Origin of the sequence: Actinoplanes sp. NPDC051861, assembly GCF_040681145.1 — a bacterium.
In the GTDB taxonomy this organism is placed as follows: domain Bacteria; phylum Actinomycetota; class Actinomycetes; order Mycobacteriales; family Micromonosporaceae; genus Actinoplanes.
Genome location: NZ_JBFAYE010000003.1, coordinates 58,232 through 77,759, shown reverse-complemented (window position 1 = coordinate 77,759; position 19,528 = coordinate 58,232). Strand labels below are relative to the sequence as shown.

Genomic DNA, 19,528 nt, shown 5'->3' with positions numbered 1-19,528 from the left:
GCGCGCCGCCCGCGGCCGGCGCGCCACCAACGTCACCGTCAGCGCGCCGCCACCGTGAGCGAGCCGACGCCGGCCTCCGCGTCGAGGTCGATGCCGCCGTCGCCGTCGCCCTTGGCCAGCTCGGCCTGGCGGGGTACGCCCCTGTCCTCGTCGCCGTACAGGGTCACCGTGCCGGCACCGCGCCGGAAGGCCGCGCGGACCGGCACCTGACCGGCCGTGGTGATCCGCCAGGTCTTGATCCCGCCGCTCATCACGATCGGGACGGTGGCGTCGGACAGCGGCAGCGCCAGGTTGAGCTGGTTCACGCCGCCGACCAGATCGACCTTGCTGACCGTGCCGCGGGACAGGTCGAACATCGCGGTACGGAACCCGCCCCGCATCCGGATCGCCCAGTCCACGTCGTCGCTGAGCACGACGTCGACACGCGCGGAGCCCTCCGTGTCGGTCGGCTCGATCCGCAGGCGCAGGGTGGTGTCCTCGACGACCGCCGTCGGTGTCACGCCGCTGCCCTGCGGGGTCGTGACCCGGAACCAGCCGTCGTCGACCGCGCCGATCGTGACGAAGATCTGGGTGCTGCCGTCGACCATCTCGAACGTGGCGGCGTCGGGCACCGGGCCGGCCGGCGGTGAGGTGCCGATGGAGACCGGCGGGTTGGCCGGCGCCTCGGCCGGCGGGGCGCTGCGGTCGGCGAACGTCGGCTGCTCCGGCGTGCCGCCGGTGGGCTTCATGATCACCCATGCCGCGCCGCCGCCGACACCCACCAGGGCGGCCAGGAGAGCCACAGACTTCCAGCGGGACCTGCGGGGACGGACACCGGCCGGTATCTCCACGGTGACGCGGTTGGTGGCGGGCTCCAGCCGCGCGCTCGCCGGGGCCTGCCACGCCGGGCTGGTGCGGTCCGGCTCGGCACCCGGCAGCTCGTAGTGGTCGGCCTCCGGGCCCAGGCGCTGCGGCAGGTCGGGCCAGTAGTCGGAGATGTTCGGCAGGTCGGGTGCTGAGGGCTGGCTGTCGATCTCGGGTTCGGGGTCTGTCTGAGCAACGGGACTGTCCACGGCAGGCTCTCCTCGACGTGATACCGACAACGGGTACGGACGAGGAGTCCGTTCGGTTCGACTGGGATCGCTCCCATGAGAATTGTTTTCGCGGAACTCTTGCCTTCGGGGCACTGATACCGGTAGATCATTATCGGACCATTAAGTGGCAATCCGCCGATTCTCCAGAGAGCGAATAGATGCCGGAAGAAGACACCGGGGACAGACTCCGGGTCGGTCGCTGGGTTCCGCCGTTATCGACGGACGGTTCCGGCAACGACCCATCGGGGTATCCCTACTCGCGGCCGGCGCTCCCCCGCGGCGTCGAACGCCGCGCGCTCGGTCCCGGCACCACTGGGCCGTCGTCCCTGCGCCCCCGGCTGCTCCTCGCCGGGACGCTGGTCCTGGCGTCCGTCGTCACCGCGACGGTCGCCACGATCGTCAACGACGCGCAGAAGCCCGATCCGGTCGCCGTCCAGACCGAGGACATCCCCCGCCCCGCCCAGCCGTTCGAACCGCTTCCGCCAGAGGCGACCATCTCCCTGCTGCCACCACCGAGCCCGACCGTCACCTCGACATTCGTGCTGCCCACGTCGAACGCGGCGGCCACCGTCACACGCAGTTACTCCCCGTCGCCCAGCAAGGCCTCGCCCAAGCCGACCCGGACGACGCAGCCCGCGCCACCGGCGCTCGTGACCGGCCGCCAGTCCGGTCTGGAGTCGGTGGACCGGCCCGGATCCCGGGTCCGGCACCGCAACTTCGCCGGGCGGCTCGAGCCGCTCGACAGCGACCAGGACCGGGCCGACGCGCGGTTCACCGTCCGCGCCGGGCGGGCGAATGCGAACTGCTTCTCGCTCGAATCAGGAAACTTTCCCGGATATTATCTGCGGCACCGGAACTTCGAAATCCGGCTCGATCGATACGACCGATCAGATTTGTTCGACCGGGACGCCACTTTCTGTACGGTCGTGATTCGCCAGGGCGCCGCACTCGCGCTGCGGTCCATCAATTATCCGTCGCGTTATGTGGTCGCCGACGGTAACCGCCTCTACCTCCGCGAGACCTCGGCGGAGGGCGCCACCGCGTTCCTGCCACGGTCGGCGCTGTGACGTGGTGCCCGGCCGAGGCCCCTCCAGCCGGGCACCACTCCCCCCTCAATCGCGTTTCAGGACCACCACCGCGCGGGCGTCGAGGACGGCCGGCGCGCCCGGCAGACCGTCCAGGCCGACCGGCGCGTCGGTCCGGTTGATCAGGAACCAGTGATCGCCGCGGATCGTCAGCTCGACCGCACCGCGCAACGCCTCCGGGAGCTCGCTGACCACCCCGGCCGGGCCGAGCAGGGCGGGGACCAGGGACGTCAGCCCCTCCGGGCCGAGACGGGTCGAGACGTACGCGGCCGAGCCCGCACCCACCGGCCGCCGGGTGATCGCCGCCCGGTCCGTGTACTCACCGCTCGTGTACCGGGCCAGCACCTCCACCTCGCCCGTGATGTCGATCCGGTCGGTCCAGAGTGTGCCGGTCGTGCCGTTGTCCAGCTCGACGCTCTCGGCGTCCAGCAGCGGCGCGAACTCCTCGATCCGGATGCCGAGCAGGTCACGCAGCGCACCCGGGTAGCCGCCGAGCCACACGTGGTCGTTCTCGTCCACGATCCCGGAGAAGTACGTGGTGATCAGGTGGCCGCCGCCCGCCACGTACGCCCGAAGCCGCTCCGCGAGGGCCTCCGGCACCACGTGCAGGATCGGCGCGATCAGCACCCGGTAACGCTCCAGCGGCCCGCCGGTCGGCACCACGTCGGTGCGGACGCCGTTGTTGAGCAGCGCGGTGTACCAGTCGAGGGCCTCCCGGTGGTAACGCAGCCGGTCGGTCGGGTGCGAGTCGTGCTCGGACACCCACCACGACTCCCAGTCGAAGACGATCCCCACGTCGGCCGGGGTGCGCTCCGAGCCGGCCACTGGTGCGAGGTCACGCAGCCGTTTGCCCAGGTCGGTCACCGACCGGAACAGCGCGCTGCCCGTTCCGGCGTGCGGCAGCATCGCCGAGTGGTACTTCTCCGCGCCCGCCCTCGACTGCCGCCACTGGAAGAAGCAGACCGCGTCGGCGCCGTGCGCCACATGGGTGAGCGAGTCGCGGGCCATCTCGCCGGGCTTCTTGGCCAGGTTGACCGGCTGCCAGTTGACCGCGCTCGTCGAGTGCTCCATCAGGAACCACGGCCGGCCGCCGGCGAGGTTGCCGGTCAGGTTCGCCGAGAAGGAGAGCTCGTCGCGGGCCTGCGGGCCGGGGATCACGTAGTGGTCGTTGGCGACGAAGTCGACCTCGGCGGCCCAGTCGGCGTAGTTCATCGGGTTCATCCCGCTCATCACCATGAAGTTGGTGGTGACCGGCACATCAGGGGTGAGCTCGCGCAGGACCGTACGCTCGGCGCGCAGATGCTCCTTGAGCGCGTCCGAGGAGAACCGGCGGAAGTCGAGCTGCTGGGTCGGGTTCGGGTGCGAGGCGGCGATCCGTGGCGGCAGAACCTCCGCGAAGGAGTCGTACCGCTGCGACCAGAACGCGGTGCCCCAGGCGTGGTTGAGCGCTTCGACGGTGCCGTACCGGGCGCGCAGCCAGTCCCGGAACGCGACAGCGGCGTCGTCGGAGAAGTCGTAGACGTTGTGGCAGCCCAGCTCGTTGTTGACGTGCCAGGCGGCCAGGGCCGGGTGTCCTGCGTACCGGGTGGCCAGGGCGCGGACCAGGCGCAGGGCGTGCTCGCGGAAGACCGGCGAGGTGGGCCGCCAGTGCTGCCGCGCGCCCGGCCAGACGGTGGCGCCCTCCCGGTTGACCGGCAGGATCTCCGGGTGCTTCGCGGTCAGCCACGGTGGCGGTGACGCGGTGGCGGTTGCCAGGTCGACCGAGATGCCGCCGGTGTGCAGCAGGTCCATCACCTCGTCGAGCCACGCGAAGTCGTACTCACCGTCGCGCGGCTCGAGCCTGGCCCAGGAGAAGATGGCCAGCGAGACGATGGTGACGCCGGCTTCGCGCATGGCACGTACGTCGTCGTCCCAGACCTCGCGTGGCCACTGGTCGGGGTTGTAGTCGGCGCCGAACTCCAGACGCGCCGCCCCGGCGTGGCGAAGCCAGCGCCGGGGCGAGTGCTCGTGAGATGTCATTTAACCGTGAAGCCCTGTTCCTGGCCGTACTTGACCGATGCATCCTGCCAGGACTTCAGCCCGTCCTGCAGGGTTCCCTGCCCGATGTACGCCTTGCCGACGGTGTCGCCGTAGACGCTGTTGGCGTAGACCTGGAAGGGCAGGTACGACCAGCCGGGGACGACCTGCCCGGCGGACGCGGCGAGAACCTCGTTGACCTTCTGCCCGCCGAAGTACGGGAACTCCTTGCCCGTGAACTCCGGCGCGGCGAGCTCCTTGGTGGTGGCCGGGAAGGCGCCGTTCTGGGAGCGGCTGGCCGCGCCCTCGTCAACCGTCGCGTACTTGAGGAACGCGTACGCGAGGGCCTTGTTGGCGGCCTTCTCCGGGATGGCGATCGAGCTGCCGCCGTTCTCCGAGGTGGCCTTGCCGCCCGACTCCCACTGCGGCATCGGGGCGACCTGCCACTTGCCGTTGCCGGCCTTCACGCCGGACTCCAGGTTGGCGGGCATCCAGGCGCCGATCACCAGCGAGGCGATGGTGCCGTCGGCAAGGCCCTGATACCAGCCGTCGCTCCAGCCCGGCACCGGGTTGAGCAGCTTCTTGTCGATCAGCGGCTGCCAGAGCGCGGTGAACTTCTGGGTGCCGGGGTCGGCGAAGTTGACCGTGACGTTCGTGCCGTCCACGGTGTACGGCTTGCCCCCGGCCTGCCAGATCATGCTCGTGGTGAAGCCGGCGTCGCCGCTGTCACTGGTGATGTACGCCTTCGGGTCGGCCTTGTGCAGCTTCTCGGCGGCGGCCGCGTACTCCTCCCAGGTGGCCGGCACGGCGATCTGGTGCTTGTCGAAGACCTCCTTGTTGTAGAAGAGCGCCATCGGGCCGGAGTCCATCGGCAGGCCGTAGATGGCCTGCCCGGCGTGCACCGAGTTCCAGGTGCCGGGGGTGAAGGTGCCGTCCAGCGAGGCCGCGCCGAACGTGTTGAGGTCGGTCACCGTCTTGGCCAGGGCGAACTGCGGCAGCGCGTAGTACTCGATCTGCGCCACGTCCGGCACCCCGGTCCCGGCGGTGATCGCGTTCTGCAGGGCGGTGTACGCGTCGTTGCCGGTGCCGGAGTTGACCAGGTTCACCTTCACCTTCGGGTACTTGGTCTGGAAGTCGGCGACGACCTGCTTGAGGGTCGGCTCCCAGGCCCAGACGGTGAGGTTGCCACCGGCGTCGAGGGCGGCCTGCACGTCGGCCTCGGAGACCGACGTCGTGGCGGCGCCACCGTCGTCGGAGTCGTCGGATCCGCCGCAACCGGCAGCCAGGAGGGTTATGGAGAGGGCGGCGCCGAGGAGCGCGCGCCTGCGGGTGATCATCATGGCGCTTCCCTTCTTCGGGGACTTCTACTGTTTGAGGCCGCCGGTGGCGAGACCGGACTGCCAGTAGCGCTGGAGCAGCAGGAAGGCCGCGATCAGCGGCACGATCGTGAGCAGCGAGCCGGTGATCACGAGGTTGTAGATCACGTCGCCGCCGACGGTGGTGGCCTGCTCGTTCCACGAGTACAGGCCGAGGGTGAGCGGGAACAGGTCGGGATCCTTCAGCATGATCAGCGGAAGGAAGAAGTTGTTCCAGGTCATCACCGTGTTGTAGAGCAGGACGGTCACGAGGCCGGGCGCGAGCAGCGGCACCGCGATGGAGAAGAACGACTTGAACTCCCCGGCGCCGTCCACTCGTGCCGACTCCAGGATCTCGTCGGGCACCGCGTCGGTGGAGTAGGTCCACATGAGGTAGAGGCCGAACGGCGAGACCAGCGCCGGGATGATGATCGCCGCCGGGGTGTCGGTGAGCCCCAGCTTCGCGAACATCAGGAAGGTGGGCACGGCGAGCGCGGTGGGCGGCACGGCGACGCCGGCGAGGATGACGGCGAAGACCGCCGCCCGGCCGCGGAACCTGAACTTGGCCAGCCCGTACCCGGCCAGCGCCGCCAGCAGGGTCGCGCCGCCGGCGCCGACCACCACGTAGAGCAGCGTGTTGAGCAGCCAGCGGCCGAAGATGCCGTCCTGATAGGCGAAGGTGTCGGCGATGTTGTCGAACAGCGCGAAGTCGGAGGAGAACGCCAGCCCGAACGAGCTGAACAGCCCCTCCTGGGTCTTGGTCGCGCTGATCACCAGCCAGGCGAGCGGGAGCAGGCTGTAGGCCAGCGCCAGGCAGGTGATCACGGTGAGCGTGACGCTGCGTCTGCGGCGGGGCCGGCTGGGTGCGGCGGCGCCCGCTCCGGCGCGTCGCGCCGCCGGCCGGATCGTCGGCGGGGCGGTCATCGGCCGGCCTCGCGCATGACGCGGCGTTGGAAGAGGTACGCGACGAGCATCGTCACCACTCCCATGACGAGGGCGATGGTCGCTGAGTAGTTGACCTGCTGCCCGGCGAAGGACAGCTGGTACGCGTACACATTGGGGGTGAAATAGGTCGTGATCGAGTTGGGCGCGATCGTGTCGAGGATCTGCGGCTCGTTGAAGAGCTGGAAACTTCCGATGATCGAGAAAATCGTGGCGACGGCCAGTGGCCCGCGCAGCGCCGGCAGTTTGATCGCCCGGATGATCCGGAACTGGCCGGCGCCGTCGATGGCCGCGGCCTCGTAGAGCGCGGTGTCGATCACCCGCAGCCCGGAGTACAGCAGGATCATGTTGTAGCCGACGAACTCCCAGGTCACGATGTTGCCGATGGCGGTGAGGATCAGGTCCGGGCCGAGCGGGTCGGGGATCGCCCAACCGAAGGACTCGTTGAGGTTGCCGACCAGCCCGATCCTCGAGCCGTACATGAAGCCCCACATCAGGGTGGCTACGACGGCGGGTACCGCGTACGGAAGAAAGACCGAGATGCGGAAGAACGCGGCGCCGTAGAGGCGGCCGCTGTCGATGGCCAGGGCGATCAGCAGCGCCAGGAACAGCATGATCGGCACCTGCACGAGCAGGAAGAGCCCGACCCTGGTGAGCGCCTCCCAGAACTGCGGGTCGCTCAGCGCCTTGGTGTAGTTGTCCAGGCCGACGAAGGTGGTCCCGCCGACCAGCTGGGTGCGGTAGACGCTGAGGTAGGCCGAGTACCCGATCGGCGCGAGGAACACCAGCGCGAACACCACGAGGAACGGGCCGGTGAACTGCCAGCCGATCCAGGAACGCCGAGTCACGCGCGCTCCCTCCGGAGATGGATGTTTACGTTAACAATTTCGGCCACGTGACACGATGTTTACGTAAACGTGTGTGCCGTATAGTGGCACGCGTCACCAGGGTGGTCAAGGTTCACGAGGGGCAGCCATCGATACCCATCGTCTGCGTGCCGGGTCCGACGTTCCCGGCGGGCGTCGTAAGCAGCGCGTTTCCATGGCTGACGTCGCCAAACTGGCCGGCGTCTCGTCGCAGACGGTGTCCCGTGTGGCCAACGGCCAGCCGGGCGTCGTCGAGTCCACCCGCGAACAGGTCCTGGCCGCGATGCGCGAGCTCGGATACCGCCCGAACAGCGCGGCCCGCTCCCTGCGGTACGGCCGCTTCAACACGATCGGCGTGATCCTTTTCGGTCTCTCATCGACCGGCAACAGCCGGACCGTGGAGGCCATCGCGACACACGCCGCCGCCGAGGGGTACGCGATAACGCTCATCCCGGTCGGCGTACCCACCCAGGACAACGTGCTCGGCGCGTTCACCAGGATGGGCGAGCTCGCGGTCGACGGCGTCATCGTGATCATCGAGGTGCACCTCCTGGACGCCACCGCGGTCGCGCTGCCGCCGGGCGTGCACGCGGTGGTGGTCGACTCCGACGCCGGTGACCGCTATCCGGTCGTCGACACCGACCAGGCCGACGGTGCCCGCCAAGCCGTCCGCCACCTGCTCGAACTGGGCCATCGCACGGTGTGGCACGTGGCCGGGCCGGCCGAGTCGTTCGCCGCCGAGCGCCGCGCGAGCGCCTGGCGGGCGGTGCTGGAGGAGGCCGGCCGCCCGGTGCCGCCGGTCGAACGCGGCGACTGGTCGGCCGACTCCGGTTACCGCGCCGGGCTCCGGCTGGCCGATCATCCGGACTGCACCGCGGTGTTCGCGGCGAACGACCAGATGGCGCTCGGAGTGCTGCGTGCCCTGCACGAGCGGGGACGGCGCGTGCCGGAGGACGTGAGCGTGGTGGGGTTCGACGACATCGCGGACGCGTCCTCCTATCTGCCGCCGCTCACCACGGTCCACCAGGACTTCGCCGAGGTGGGGCGACGATGCGTGCGCTCGTTGCTGGACCAGATCCACGACGGCCCCGCCGCGCCCGGCACCGACCTGGTTCCCACTACCCTGATCACCCGGGCCAGCACCGGACCGGTATCGACCGCCCGGGATGACGACAGGGCTTGACCGTTCGGGGGAGGCTGGGAGGGACAAGCCTCGACTCGGAGGGTGATCCTGATGGCGCTCAAGCTCGACAGCAACACCATCCTCGAAAAGGCCCGGGAGGGCACCGACGCCGCCACCGCGGCCCGCGTGTTCGGCACGCCGGTGGAGAAGGACGGCGTCGTGGTGGTCCCGGTGGCCATCGTCAGCGGCGGCGGGGGCGGCGGCTCCGGCAGCGGCACGGCGGCGGCCAAGGCCGCGGCAGCCACCGGCGACGACTCCGCCGACGGCGCCGGAGGGAAGGACCAGGAGGGTGAGGGCTCCGGCGGCGGGTTCGGCTTCTCCGCCCGCCCGGCTGGCGTCTTCGTCCTGAGGAACGGCGAGGTCACCTGGAAACCCGCCGTCGACGTCAACAAAATCGTCATGGGCGGCCAGCTCGTCCTCATCACCGCCCTGCTCGTCGCCCGCTCAGTAATCCGCCGCCGCCGCCGTCGCTAACCAGCGTGTGGAGTTCGGCCTCCCTCCGCACCCGAACTCCACACGCAACAGGCTCAACCGATCAGCGTGTGGAGTTGGGGTGCGCAGAGCGGCCGAACTCCACACACAACAGGCTCAACCGAGCAGCGTGTGGAGTTGGGGTGCGCAGAGCGGCCGAACTCCACACACAACAGGCTCAACCCCACGACGTGTGGAATTCGGGTGCGCAGAGCGGCCGAACTCCACACACCACCCGCTCAACCCCACGACGTGTGGAATTCGGGTGCGTAGAGCGGCCGAACTCCACACACAACGGGCTCAACACCACGACGTGTGGAATTCGGGTGCGCAGAGCGGCCGAACTCCACACGCGGTGGTTACGGTTCGGGGTAGTGGGCTACCCGGAGACGCCAGGCGAAGATTGCCAGGGTGCCGGTGGTGCAGAGCAGCCAGACCACGCCGGCGTGGGCGAGGCCGCGCCAGACCAGGTCGAGAGGGCCGCCGTCGATCGCGTAGGTGCCGATCTCCCGTGCGGACCAGAACGGCATGAACTTGGCCACCGTGCCGGCCGGGTCAGCGAGCATCGACACCGCGCTGACGGAGAGCAGGGCGAGGGCGCCCTCCAGTTCACGGGGCAGCAGCGCGCCGACGAGGCTGCCGAAGGGTGCCGCCACCAGCGCGGTGACCAGCATCATCGGACCGGCCGCCCACAGGTGCAGCATGTCGAGGTCGACGGCGACCAGCGTCCAGTACCCCAGCGCGAGCAGCGCTCCTGCGCCGGTCATGGCCAGCAGGCGGCCGCCGATGATGCCCGCCACCGACGCGCCGGACAGGCGCAGACGCGGGTCGACGCCCCGGGCCGCGTTCACCACGAAAAGGGTGAGGGTGGAGACCGCCCAGCCGATGCCGAGGGTCAGCGCCCGTGTGGACTGCCCGCTCAGATCCTGCCGCCGGGCCAGGTAGAACCAGAGCGGGAGGGAGACCACGAGCAGCAGCGCTGTCCAGCGGCGGCTCATCTCCCGGGCCGACAGGCCGGCCACCACGAGCGCCGTCATCGTTCTCCTCCCGCCGCGCCCAGGTCGAGCACGTGATCGACGTTGTCGAGTTCGTGCAGCAGGTGGGTGACCACCACGACCGCCCGGCCGGCCTCGCGCCAGGTGCGCACCTGCTGCCAGAAGTCCAGGTACGACCCCTGGTCGAAACCCTGGTACGGCTCGTCAAGCAGCAGCAGGTCGGGGCCGTGCAGCTCGCCGAGGACGAGGTTCAGCTTCTGCCGTGTGCCGCCGGACAGGTGCTGGACCAGTTGCTCGGTGCGTGGCTTCCAGGCGAGGCGGGACGCGAGGTGCGTACCCGTTGATCGTGCCCGTCGTGGCACCATGCCGGCGGCGGCCCCGAAGAGGGTGAAATGCTCCCCGGCCGTCAGCCAGCCGGCCGTGCCGCCGTCCTGCGGGACGAAGCCCACCCGGCGTGTCCGGTGCACCGTGCCGGAGCTGGCCCTGGCCAGCCCCGCGCAGATCCGCAGCAGCGTCGACTTGCCGCAGCCGTTGGCGCCGACGATCGCGGCCACCTCGCCCCCGCGGACGGTCAGGTCGACGCCGGAGAAGACGGTCCGCCGCCGGTAGCGCTTCCCGACCCCGCTCAGGCGCAGCATCACCGGACCGGAGGTGTACCGCGGAACCGCTGACGTGGGTGCGGAGAGCTCGGCGACGAGATGCCGGGCGTAGAGGTGCGCCGGGCCGAAGAACCGGTCCGGCTCGGCGGCGTGCTCGCCGGCCTGCTGGTCGGTCTCCGCGCGCAGCTGCCGGGCCCGCGACGGCTGCAGGCCGAGCCGGACCAGTTCCTCCTCGAAACGGGCGCCCCAGCTCATCGGATGTGCTCCCCGACGAGGGAGTCGACGCCGTCGCGGAACAGGCGCCACTCGGCGGTCTGCGTGTCCAGAACGTCCCGCCCGGCCGGGGTGATCGCGTAGTACTTCCGGCGCGGCCCGGCTCCGGACGGCGCCCAGCTCGGCTCGGCCAGCCCTTGCTGTTCCAGGCGGAGCAGCGCCGGATAGAGGGTGCCGCCGGGTATGTCGGCCACCCCGGCGGTGGCCAGGCGCTGCGCCAGCCCGTACCCGTAGTCGGGCTGGTCGCGCAGCATCGCGAGCAGGCACAGGTCGAGGAACCCGTGCAGCCAGGGTCGTGGAGTCATGTAGGCAGACTAACTGCATACCAGTCCGCCTACCTAGTGGGGGGATACTCTGGGCGAGTCGGAAAATTCTTCGGAGTACGAGTGCACAAACCACGATCGGGCGGCATCGAAGTGGGTGTGACCTTCGAGCAATTCGCAGTGGCCCGCCTTCCGAGCCTGTTGCGTTACGCGGTCGTCCTCACCGGCGACCGGGAACTCGCACAGGATGTCGTGCAGGAGGTGCTGGCCCGGGCCCAGGTCAAATGGCGGCGGATCAGCGACGCCGACTCACCGGAGGCGTACGTGCGCAGGATGGTGCTCAACGAGTACCTGTCCTGGCGGCGGAGCTGGGCGGCGCGCCATGTGCACGCCGCGGGTGAGCGGCTCGTCGAGATCGACGACGCCCGAGGCGGGGTACGCGACCACGCCGACGGTGTCGTCGAAGCCGACGCGCTGTGGAACCGCCTGAGCCTGCTCGGCCGCAAGCAACGAGCCGTCCTGGTGCTGCGCTATTACGAGCAGCTCGAGGACGACGCGATCGCCGACCTGCTCGGCTGCAGTCCGGCGACGGTACGCAGCCACGCGTCGAGGGCACTGAAGACGCTCCGGCTCACCTCCGAGCGGGAGCTGAAGGAATATGCCAAGGAGAGGTCGTGACGGAGCACGGAGACCGGCTGCGCGAAGCCTTTGAATCGCACGAGAACAACATGCCGGACCCCGCCGTGGTGTACGCCAAGGTCGAGGAGCTGGCCCGCAAGAACAAGTGGCGCCGCCGCGGTGTCCAGGCCGCCGGTGGGGTGGCTCTCAGCGCGGGCCTGATCGCCGGTGTGACCAACCTGCCCGCTCTCCTCCCGGCCGGCCCGGCGCAGACCGTGCCGGTGGCAGTGCTCCCGGCCGGCGCCGCGCCGTCGGCCTCGGCCACCGCGCCGACCGAGGCGGAGCTGCAGGCACGCTGGGACGCCTACTTCGGCGCCGGCTACAACTACACCACGGCGCTGGAGCTCGCGAAGCTCTGGCAGATGAACGACGAGATCGGCCTGGTCAAGGCGGAGGCGGGCCGTCGCCTGCTGGCCGGCGAGACCCTGCCGATCCGGCCGCTTCCCGAGGCCGAGGTGCCGGAGACCAGCCCGGAGATCACCAAGGAGATGCAGAAGCAGCTCGACGCGTTCTTCGGCGCCGGCTACGGCTGGGAAGAGGCCGAGAAGCTCGCCAAGCTGTGGAAGCTCGACGACCCGTCGGACGCCAAGTACGAGGCCGGGAAGCGGCTGCTCGCGGGCAAGAAGCTGCCGGTCAAGCCGGACCCGGCGAACGTCGAGGAGGCCAAGAAGGCCAACGCGGCCAACGCCTTCTGGAACGCCGGGTACGACGGCGAGGACGCTCAGAAGCTGGCCGAGCTGTGGAAGCTCGACGGGACGTACGAGGCCAAGGTCATGGCCGGTCAGAAAATCCTCGCCGGCGAAGAACTGCCGATCAAGCCGTGACCGCCCGCTTGCGCCGGCGCATCGGCTTCGAGATCGAGCTGATGGCGCCACCCGGCGTCAACCGGCGCACGCTGGCGTTCGATCTGGCCGGACGGTGCGGGGGCACCGTCCGGCCGGTGTGGCACCACGACAGCGAACCGTCCCTGGTCCCGGGCCTGGGGCGGTTCCTGCATCTCACGCAGGCTTTCGAGGTGCGCCGCCCGGACGGCGCCCTGCTCTGCACGCTGGCCGACGACGTCACGCTGCTGGCCGGGCTGGACCCGGCGGCGCCCGCGCTCCCCGGCTGGTTCCGGATCCTCACCGACGACCGCCGCCTGCTGCGACTGCTCGCGGCGCGCTGCGACCCCGGCGGCAGCCTGGCCGGTGTGCTGAACCCGGCGGCCGAGCTCTGGGGCACCGAGGCCCGGCGTTTCGGGCTCATCCACCGGCTGGACGACGCGGGCGGCGCGACGATCGCGCTGGCGGCGCCGCTGACCGGTGAGCGCGAGCGCCCCTGCGAGGTGATCACCCCGCCGCTGGCGGCCGATCACCACAAGGCCCTCGCCGAGCTGCTCGAACCGGCACGGGAGCTGGGCTTCACCGTGCCGCAGGAGGCCGCTGTGCACCTGCACCTGGACGGCGGGCCGTTCCGGGAACCGGCGGCGCTGGCGAACCTGGTGCGGCTGTTCGCGTACTGGCGGGAGCCGCTGCGGGCGCTGCTGGCCACGAACCCGGCCTGCCGTCGCCTCGCGCCGCTGCCGGAGCAGCTGGTGGCGGCCGTGTCGGGTACGCCGACCACCGAGGAACTGCGCCAGGCGGCCAAGGACGGCGGCCTGACGAAGTTCTTCGACGTCAATCTCACGCAGCTGATGACAGACACCCCACCGGTACGGGACACCGTCGAGATCCGGATCCTGCCGGGCGGCATCGAGGCCGGGGCGATCGTGGACCGGTCCGCGCTCGTCGAGCTGCTGCTGGAGCGATGCCTGGACCCGGCGCCGGTCCCGCAACCGCCGGCGGACACCGCCGAGGCCGTCGACGGACTGCTCGAACTGGCCGCCGAGGCACTGGCACAGCGGTAGGTCAGGCCAGATCCTCCAGCCAGTCCCGGCTGGCCGCAGCGATCCGGGGCGGGACACCGAGTTCCCCGAGCAGCTCGGCGGCCGCGGCCATCTCCGCACGCCGCCGCACGGCATGCCGGCGCGACCCGTCCACCAGACGATCCAGTGTCGCCGCGTTGCCGCGGATCAGCTCCTCCCGGATGTTGTCCCGCAGCCACTCCTCGAGGCCCGCCGCCCGCGCACCCTCGAGCGCCTCCACGACCGCGGCCGCCATCCCCTTGTAGAAGACGCTGCGCAGCAACTTCCGGGTGGCCGCGGCACCCACCGGCCCGTCGAGCACGTCGACGCTCGCGCCGAACCCGCGCAGCACACCCGCGAGCTCCTCCGCCGCCGGACCGCTCATGGTCATCGGCGTCGCCAGGCCGCGCCCCGGCACCGGCGACATGAGCGCGACGTCGACCACTCGCAGCACGTTCGCGCCGAGGGCGCTCAGCCGCTCCTTGAGACTCGGGGTGGCCGTGTTCAGGTCGGCCCAGATCGTCCCGGTGGCGCACCCGGGCAGTGACTCCCGCAGCGCCTCCACCGCGTCTGCCGCGCTGTTGACGCTCAGCACGACCGAGGCGCCCGCGCAGGCCTCCGCGTCGCTGCCGGTGGGTACGACTCCGGGCGGAGCGGGCATACGAGGGTCGTAACCCCGCACCGTCGCACCCGCCTCCACCAACCCGGCGGCGAGAAGACCGCCCGCCTCTCCGAGCCCGAGCACGGCGATCACAGTCATTCCGGCAACCTAGCAGATTGTCAACAATTGTTTCGACCAGCCATCGGGCATAGAGTGACCGGCGGACGCAGATTGTTGACAATCTCGTAGTTAATCGCGAAGGGGAGATGCGATGCTGGTTCTCACCGCCCACCCCGGTGACTTCGTCTGGCGGGCAGCCGGCGCGATCGCCCTGGCCAACGCGCGCGGGCAGCGTGTGGTGATCGGCTGCATGAGCTTCGGCGAGCGGGGCGAGTCGGCCTCGCTGTGGCGCAAGGGCTACTCGCTGGACGAGGTGAAGGCGCACCGCCGCGCCGAGGCCGAGGAGGCGGCGAAGGTGCTCGGCGCCGAGATCCGGTTCTTCGACGCGGACGACTACCCCCTGGTCGAGACGCCGGAGTTGCTGCAGGGCCTGATCGACCTGTACCGGGAGGTGCAGCCGGACGTGGTGCTCACCCACGCGGCGGCCGATCCGTACAACGGCGATCACGCGTTCGCGCACGCTCTCGCGCTCAAGGCCCGCATCCTGGCACAGGCGCCCGGTGTCGAGGGCCCCGGCGAGGTGATCGGAGCGCCGCCGGTCTTCTGCTTCGAGCCGCACCAGCCGGAGCAGTGCGGGTTCGTGCCGAACGTGCTGCTGGACATCACCGAGGTGTGGGAGCGCAAACGCGAGGCCATGCGGATCCTCGCCGCTCAGAAGCACCTGCACGCGTACTACACCGAGCTGGGCAGCCGCCGCGGACTGCAGGCGGCCCGCAACTCCGGCCCCAACCTCGGCCTGCCCAACGAGACGTACGCCGAGGCGTACATGCGGATCTACCCCCAGGTCACCCGGGAGCTGTCATGAGCCGTCACGTGATCGTCCGCACCGCGAGACGGGTGCCGGAGGACGTGCTCAAGGGACTCGCCGAGGCCGGCTCCTCGACCGTGCACGAGGCCGACGGGCGCCGCGGAGCCGTAGGGCCCGAGCTGACGCCGATCCAGGCCGGCGCACGCGTCGCCGGCTCGGCGGTGACGGTCTCCTGCCACCCCGGCGACAACCTGATGATCCACGCTGCCGTCGAGCAGGTACGCCCCGGCGACGTCGTGGTGGTCACGACGACCTCACCCTCCACCGACGGGATGCTGGGCGACCTGCTCGCCACCTCGTTGCGGGCCCGCGGCGCGATCGGTGTCGTGCTCGACGCGGGCGTCCGCGACGTGGCCGAGCTGCGCGAGATGGGCTTCCCGGTGTGGGCGCGGGCGGTCAGCACCCAGGGCACGGTCAAGGCCAGCCCCGGCTCGGTCAACGTCCCGATCGTGGTCGGCGGCCAGGTGATCCGCCCTGGCGACGCGATCGTGGCCGACGACGACGGTGTGGTGGTGGTCCCGCACGAGCGGGCCGCCGAGGCGCTCGACAGGGCACGAGCCCGGACAGTCGCCGAGGACGCCAAGCGAGACCGGCTCGCCGCCGGGGAGCTCGGCCTGGACATGTACGGCCTGCGCCCACTGCTGGAGCAGCTCGGCGTCGTCTATGTGGACGAGCAATGAGCATCCCCGTCATGATCCTGCGAGGCGGCACCTCCAAGGGCGCCTATTTCCTAAAAGATGATTTACCTGATGAATCGGATGTGCGGGACCATCTCCTGCTCTCGATCATGGGATCACCCGACCCTCGGCAGATCGACGGCATCGGCGGCGCACACCCGTTGACCAGCAAGGTCGCCGTGGTCAACAGGTCGGACGACCCGGAGGCCGACGTCGACTACCTCTTCCTCCAGGTCCAGGTGGATCAACCCCGGGTCAGCGCGGAACAACCCTGCGGCAACATCCTCGCCGGTGTCGGCCCCTTCGCCATCGAGCGCGGTCTGGTCGAAGCACAGCGGGGAACGACGGCCGTCCGGATCCGCATGGTCAACACCGGCGCGCTCGCGACGGTCACCGTCCCCACTCCGGGCGGCCGGGTCGAGTACAGCGGCGACACCGTCCTCTCCGGGGTCCCCGGCACCGCCTCGCGGATCGAGGTCGAGTTCCGCGACACCGCGGGGTCGGTGGCCGGCAGCCTGCTTCCGACCGGGCGGGTCGTGGACGACCTGGACGGCGTGCCCGCCACCCTCATCGACAACGGCATGCCGGTGGTCCTGATGAGCGCCCGGTCCCTCGGCGTCACGGGTTACGAGACACCGGCACAACTCGAGGCGGACGGGCGACTGCGGCGCCGGATGGAGGAACTGCGGCTGCTCGCCGGCAAACTGATGGGACTCGGCGAGGTGGGCGAGTCCACCGTACCCAAGATGTGCCTGACCTCTCCGCCCGCAAAGGGCGGCACGCTGAACACGCGGATGTTCATCCCCCATCGCGTCCACGCGTCGATCGGCGTGCTGGCAGCGGTGACCGTGGGCACCGCGGTGGCCATGCCCGGCAGCGTCGCGCACACCACGGCCGGCGAAACGATCCGCGTCGAACACCCCACCGGTTTCTCCGACGTGGTCATCGATCTGGACGCCGGGCGCTCGGCCGTCGTCAGCACCGCACGTCTGCTCCTCGAGGGCAGGGTCCACCCGCACAGGAAGACGGAGAACAATGGCTGAGAAGATCCGCGACGTCGCACACGTCTCGGCGGTCGAGTTGTTGACGCCCGTGCTCGACGACACGGTCCGGTTCTTCACCGACCAGATGGCCATGGAGGTCGTCGAGCGGCGGGGGAACAGCGCTTATCTGCACGCGTGGGACGACTACGAGCACTTCACCGTGAAGGTCACCGGCGCAACCACGTCCGGGATCGGCCGCACGTGGTTGCGCGCTCGCAGTCCGGAGGCCCTCTCACGGCGGGTCCGGGACATCGAGGAGTCTGGGTTCGGTGAGGGGTGGGACGCGGATAAGCGGATATATCACTTCATTGACCCGGATGGGCATCCGTTCGGCATCTACTACGAGACTCAGCGGTATCAGGCGTCGGAGGCCACCCGGCCTTCGCTGAAGAATCAGGCCGCGCGATTCCCGGGCCGGGGTGCGAACGTGCGACGCTTGGACCATGTGAACTTTTTAGCCTCAGATGTCCAGATAAATGAGGATTTCGTTGGGCAAGCGTTGACCGGTCGGGCCAGCGAGCAGATCATCCTGGACAACGGCACCAAAGCCGCAGTTTGGTACACTTTTTCGGATAAATCGTATGATGTCGTTTACACCCGTGACTGGACGGGCAGGAGCGGGCGTCTTCACCACGTCGCCTTCGCCACCGACACCCGCGAGGACATCCTCCGCGCCGCAGACGTCTTCCTGGAGGCAGGCGTCCACATCGAGACCGGCCCGCACAAGCACGCCATCCAGCAGACGTTCTTCCTCTACGTCTGGGAGCCCGGCGGCAACCGCATCGAACTCTGCAACGCCGGCGCCCGCCTCCTGCTCGCCCCCGACCACGAGGTGATCACCTGGACCGAGGCGGAGCGCGCCAAGGGCCAGGCGTGGGGCCTCAAGACGATCGAGACCTTCCACACCCACGGCACCCCGCCGGTGGCCGAGTCAGAGTGGGCCTGAACCCGATCCCGGCTCGTCGAGGGTTCGCAGCACCTCGATGACGCTGGCGATGTGATCGCGCATCGCCGCCTCCGCCTCCTTCGGGTCACGCTCGCGGATGGCGGCGATGATCCGCTCGTGCTGCGGCAGCGACACCTGCGGGCGGCCCGGCAGCAGCGACAGCATGAACTGGTGCCGGGCCAACTGCGCGCGCAGCGTGCCGATCAGGCGGTCGGCGGTCAGATGCCCGGCGATCGCCCGGATCAGGCCGTGCAGCCGCTGGTTGAGGTCGCTGTACCGGCGGAACTCGCCGGACTCCACCGCCCGCCTCATCAGCAGGCCGATCTCGTCGAGCTCGCTCGCCTGCTCCTCGGTCACGCGGGTGGCCGCCTGCGCCGCCACCAGCCCCTCCAGGACCATCCGGACCTGGGTGATCTCGATGGTCTCGGCGAGCGAGACCTTGCGCACCTGCGCGCCCCGGTTCCGGTGGATCTCCACGAGACCCTCTCCGGCCAGGTCCTGCAGCACCAGCCGGATGTTGAACCGGCTCACCCCGAACCGCTCGATCAACTGTGCCTCGACGAGGCGCTCCCCCGGCAGGAACTCCCCGTTCAGGATCGCCGTGCGCACCGCGTCACGGGCACCCGACTGGCCGGTGCGCACACCGGCGACGTTCTCCGCAGCCATCTGAACCCCCAAGTACAGACCGGAAGCATAAAGGCGACGGTGAACCTCGGCCTACTCGATGAATTTGATCAGCTCGGTGGTGAAGGCGGGTTCCCGGACCGCGCCCAGGTGATCGCCGTCGATGACCGCCAGCCGCGCACCCGGGATGGCGTCGGCCAGCAGGCCGGGGCGGGTGGCCAGGGCGTCGTCGCGGCCGGCGATCACCAGGGTGGGTACCGAGATGGTGTCCAGCGCGATCGGCTCGGCGTGCATCCGGGCGGCCTGCGCGGCGAGCGCGGCCCGGTCGCCGCCGACCGCGTCGATGAAGCTGCGGAAGCCGGCCGCCGCCGGGTTCGCGATGGTCGCCGGGTCGTCGGCGTGCAGTGCCTCGCGCAGCGGTTCGGCGCCGATCACACGGGTGTCGACGCCGCCGAGCTCGACCACCGCCGAGCCGATGCCACCGACCACGAGGCGGCGCACGCGGCTCTCCCGGGTCGCGGTGATCAGCGAGACGATCCCGCCCATCGAGTAACCCACCAGGTCCACCTCGGTCGCGCCCAGCAGGTCGAGCAGGGTGACGACGTCCTCGGACATCCGCCTCTCGCCGTAGAACGCGGGGTCGTGCGGCTTTCCGGACTCCCCGTGACCGCGGGCGTCGATCGCCACGACCCGGCGGCCGGCGGCCTGCAGCGCGCCCACCACACCCGGCAGCACCCAGTTCGTGGTGCCGTTCGCGATGAACCCGTGATGCAGCAGGACGAGCGGCTGATCGGGGTCACCGTCCCAGCTCTGGAAATGGATCTCGACACCATCGGTGGACCGGAACTTCGGCATGCGTCGAACCGTAGTGCGGCGGAACGGACCGAGGATCGGTGAGATCGCCGGTGTCCGCCGCGACGTCGAGCGCGATAGATTGCGAGTGAGCTTCCGATTACTGCCAAGGACGA

21 protein-coding genes are annotated in these 19,528 nt (G+C 70.1%); 10 read left to right on the top strand and 11 right to left on the bottom strand.

Annotation, left to right across the window (positions count from 1 at the left end; all coding sequences use genetic code 11):
• Nucleotides 1–38: 38 nt before the first annotated feature.
• Nucleotides 39–1,052 (bottom strand): hypothetical protein, encoded by a 1,014-nt coding sequence (locus AB0M02_RS11245; protein WP_364224670.1) that lies wholly within the window; start codon nt 1,050–1,052, stop codon nt 39–41.
• A 179-nt stretch (nt 1,053–1,231) separates the two neighbouring features.
• Here AB0M02_RS11245 and AB0M02_RS11240 point away from each other — a divergent pair, with 179 nt between their 5' ends.
• Complete coding sequence (locus AB0M02_RS11240; protein WP_364224668.1) at nt 1,232–2,140, top strand: AbfB domain-containing protein; 909 nt, start codon at nt 1,232–1,234, stop codon at nt 2,138–2,140.
• A gap of 45 nt (nt 2,141–2,185) precedes the next feature.
• Here the strand turns inward: AB0M02_RS11240 and AB0M02_RS11235 are convergent, their stop codons facing one another.
• From AB0M02_RS11235 to AB0M02_RS11220, 4 genes are read right to left on the bottom strand one after another with little or no spacing between them, the layout of a single operon-like run.
• Nucleotides 2,186–4,177 (bottom strand): beta-galactosidase, encoded by a 1,992-nt coding sequence (locus AB0M02_RS11235; RefSeq protein ID WP_364224666.1) that lies wholly within the window; start codon nt 4,175–4,177, stop codon nt 2,186–2,188.
• The gene (locus tag AB0M02_RS11230; protein WP_364224664.1) at nt 4,174–5,514 is read right to left on the bottom strand and encodes a sugar ABC transporter substrate-binding protein; all 1,341 of its coding nucleotides are present in this window, start codon (nt 5,512–5,514) and stop codon (nt 4,174–4,176) included. The genes AB0M02_RS11235 and AB0M02_RS11230 overlap by 4 nt, the downstream gene beginning before the upstream one ends.
• A 24-nt stretch (nt 5,515–5,538) precedes the next feature.
• Entirely contained in the window at nt 5,539–6,453 is a 915-nt protein-coding gene (locus tag AB0M02_RS11225) for a carbohydrate ABC transporter permease (RefSeq protein ID WP_364224662.1), read from the bottom strand.
• Entirely contained in the window at nt 6,450–7,319 is an 870-nt protein-coding gene (locus AB0M02_RS11220) for a sugar ABC transporter permease (protein ID WP_364224660.1), read from the bottom strand. Before AB0M02_RS11220 ends, AB0M02_RS11225 begins: the two co-directional genes overlap by 4 nt.
• Before the next feature lie 193 nt (nt 7,320–7,512).
• Here AB0M02_RS11220 and AB0M02_RS11215 point away from each other — a divergent pair, with 193 nt between their 5' ends.
• Entirely contained in the window at nt 7,513–8,520 is a 1,008-nt protein-coding gene (locus AB0M02_RS11215) for a LacI family DNA-binding transcriptional regulator (protein WP_364224658.1), read from the top strand.
• Between the two features lie 51 nt (nt 8,521–8,571).
• Nucleotides 8,572–8,994 (top strand): spore germination protein GerW family protein, encoded by a 423-nt coding sequence (locus tag AB0M02_RS11210; RefSeq protein WP_364224656.1) that lies wholly within the window; start codon nt 8,572–8,574, stop codon nt 8,992–8,994.
• A 356-nt stretch (nt 8,995–9,350) separates the two neighbouring features.
• Here AB0M02_RS11210 and AB0M02_RS11205 read toward each other — a convergent pair whose 3' ends face one another.
• From AB0M02_RS11205 to AB0M02_RS11195, 3 genes are read right to left on the bottom strand one after another with little or no spacing between them, the layout of a single operon-like run.
• Complete coding sequence (locus tag AB0M02_RS11205) at nt 9,351–10,028, bottom strand: hypothetical protein (protein ID WP_364224654.1); 678 nt, start codon at nt 10,026–10,028, stop codon at nt 9,351–9,353.
• The gene (locus tag AB0M02_RS11200) at nt 10,025–10,840 is read right to left on the bottom strand and encodes an ABC transporter ATP-binding protein (RefSeq protein WP_364224652.1); all 816 of its coding nucleotides are present in this window, start codon (nt 10,838–10,840) and stop codon (nt 10,025–10,027) included. The genes AB0M02_RS11205 and AB0M02_RS11200 overlap by 4 nt, the downstream gene beginning before the upstream one ends.
• The gene (locus AB0M02_RS11195; RefSeq protein ID WP_364224650.1) at nt 10,837–11,163 is read right to left on the bottom strand and encodes a PadR family transcriptional regulator; all 327 of its coding nucleotides are present in this window, start codon (nt 11,161–11,163) and stop codon (nt 10,837–10,839) included. The genes AB0M02_RS11200 and AB0M02_RS11195 overlap by 4 nt, the downstream gene beginning before the upstream one ends.
• A 117-nt stretch (nt 11,164–11,280) precedes the next feature.
• On the opposite strand from AB0M02_RS11195, the gene AB0M02_RS11190 reads away from it, so the two are divergent.
• From AB0M02_RS11190 to AB0M02_RS11180, 3 genes are read left to right on the top strand one after another with little or no spacing between them, the layout of a single operon-like run.
• Entirely contained in the window at nt 11,281–11,799 is a 519-nt protein-coding gene (locus tag AB0M02_RS11190) for a SigE family RNA polymerase sigma factor (RefSeq protein ID WP_364224648.1), read from the top strand.
• Nucleotides 11,796–12,623, top strand: coding sequence for a hypothetical protein (locus AB0M02_RS11185; protein WP_364224646.1), 828 nt, complete (start codon nt 11,796–11,798; stop codon nt 12,621–12,623). Before AB0M02_RS11190 ends, AB0M02_RS11185 begins: the two co-directional genes overlap by 4 nt.
• On the top strand, nt 12,620–13,684 hold the full coding sequence (locus AB0M02_RS11180) for an amidoligase family protein (protein WP_364224644.1): 1,065 nt from the start codon (nt 12,620–12,622) through the stop codon (nt 13,682–13,684). The genes AB0M02_RS11185 and AB0M02_RS11180 overlap by 4 nt, the downstream gene beginning before the upstream one ends.
• Before the next feature lies 1 nt (nt 13,685).
• Here the strand turns inward: AB0M02_RS11180 and AB0M02_RS11175 are convergent, their stop codons facing one another.
• The gene (locus tag AB0M02_RS11175) at nt 13,686–14,441 is read right to left on the bottom strand and encodes a DUF1932 domain-containing protein (protein WP_364224642.1); all 756 of its coding nucleotides are present in this window, start codon (nt 14,439–14,441) and stop codon (nt 13,686–13,688) included.
• A 112-nt stretch (nt 14,442–14,553) separates the two neighbouring features.
• Here AB0M02_RS11175 and AB0M02_RS11170 point away from each other — a divergent pair, with 112 nt between their 5' ends.
• Genes AB0M02_RS11170 through AB0M02_RS11155 form a run of 4 tightly spaced genes read left to right on the top strand, consistent with a single transcriptional unit; the run spans nt 14,554 to nt 17,936 of the window.
• Nucleotides 14,554–15,267, top strand: coding sequence for a PIG-L deacetylase family protein (locus AB0M02_RS11170; protein WP_364224640.1), 714 nt, complete (start codon nt 14,554–14,556; stop codon nt 15,265–15,267).
• Nucleotides 15,264–15,950, top strand: coding sequence for a 4-carboxy-4-hydroxy-2-oxoadipate aldolase/oxaloacetate decarboxylase (locus AB0M02_RS11165; RefSeq protein ID WP_364224638.1), 687 nt, complete (start codon nt 15,264–15,266; stop codon nt 15,948–15,950). Before AB0M02_RS11170 ends, AB0M02_RS11165 begins: the two co-directional genes overlap by 4 nt.
• Complete coding sequence (locus AB0M02_RS11160) at nt 15,947–16,990, top strand: 4-oxalomesaconate tautomerase (protein WP_364224636.1); 1,044 nt, start codon at nt 15,947–15,949, stop codon at nt 16,988–16,990. Before AB0M02_RS11165 ends, AB0M02_RS11160 begins: the two co-directional genes overlap by 4 nt.
• Nucleotides 16,983–17,936, top strand: a complete 954-nt coding sequence (locus AB0M02_RS11155) for a VOC family protein (RefSeq protein ID WP_364224634.1) — start codon at nt 16,983–16,985, stop codon at nt 17,934–17,936. Before AB0M02_RS11160 ends, AB0M02_RS11155 begins: the two co-directional genes overlap by 8 nt.
• Here the strand turns inward: AB0M02_RS11155 and AB0M02_RS11150 are convergent.
• Complete coding sequence (locus AB0M02_RS11150) at nt 17,922–18,602, bottom strand: GntR family transcriptional regulator (protein ID WP_364224632.1); 681 nt, start codon at nt 18,600–18,602, stop codon at nt 17,922–17,924. The two genes, AB0M02_RS11155 and AB0M02_RS11150, sit on opposite strands and share 15 nt — an antisense overlap.
• Before the next feature lie 51 nt (nt 18,603–18,653).
• A complete protein-coding gene (locus AB0M02_RS11145; protein ID WP_364224630.1) occupies nt 18,654–19,415 on the bottom strand; it encodes an alpha/beta fold hydrolase in 762 nt (253 codons plus the stop codon).
• Nucleotides 19,416–19,528: the final 113 nt, after the last annotated feature.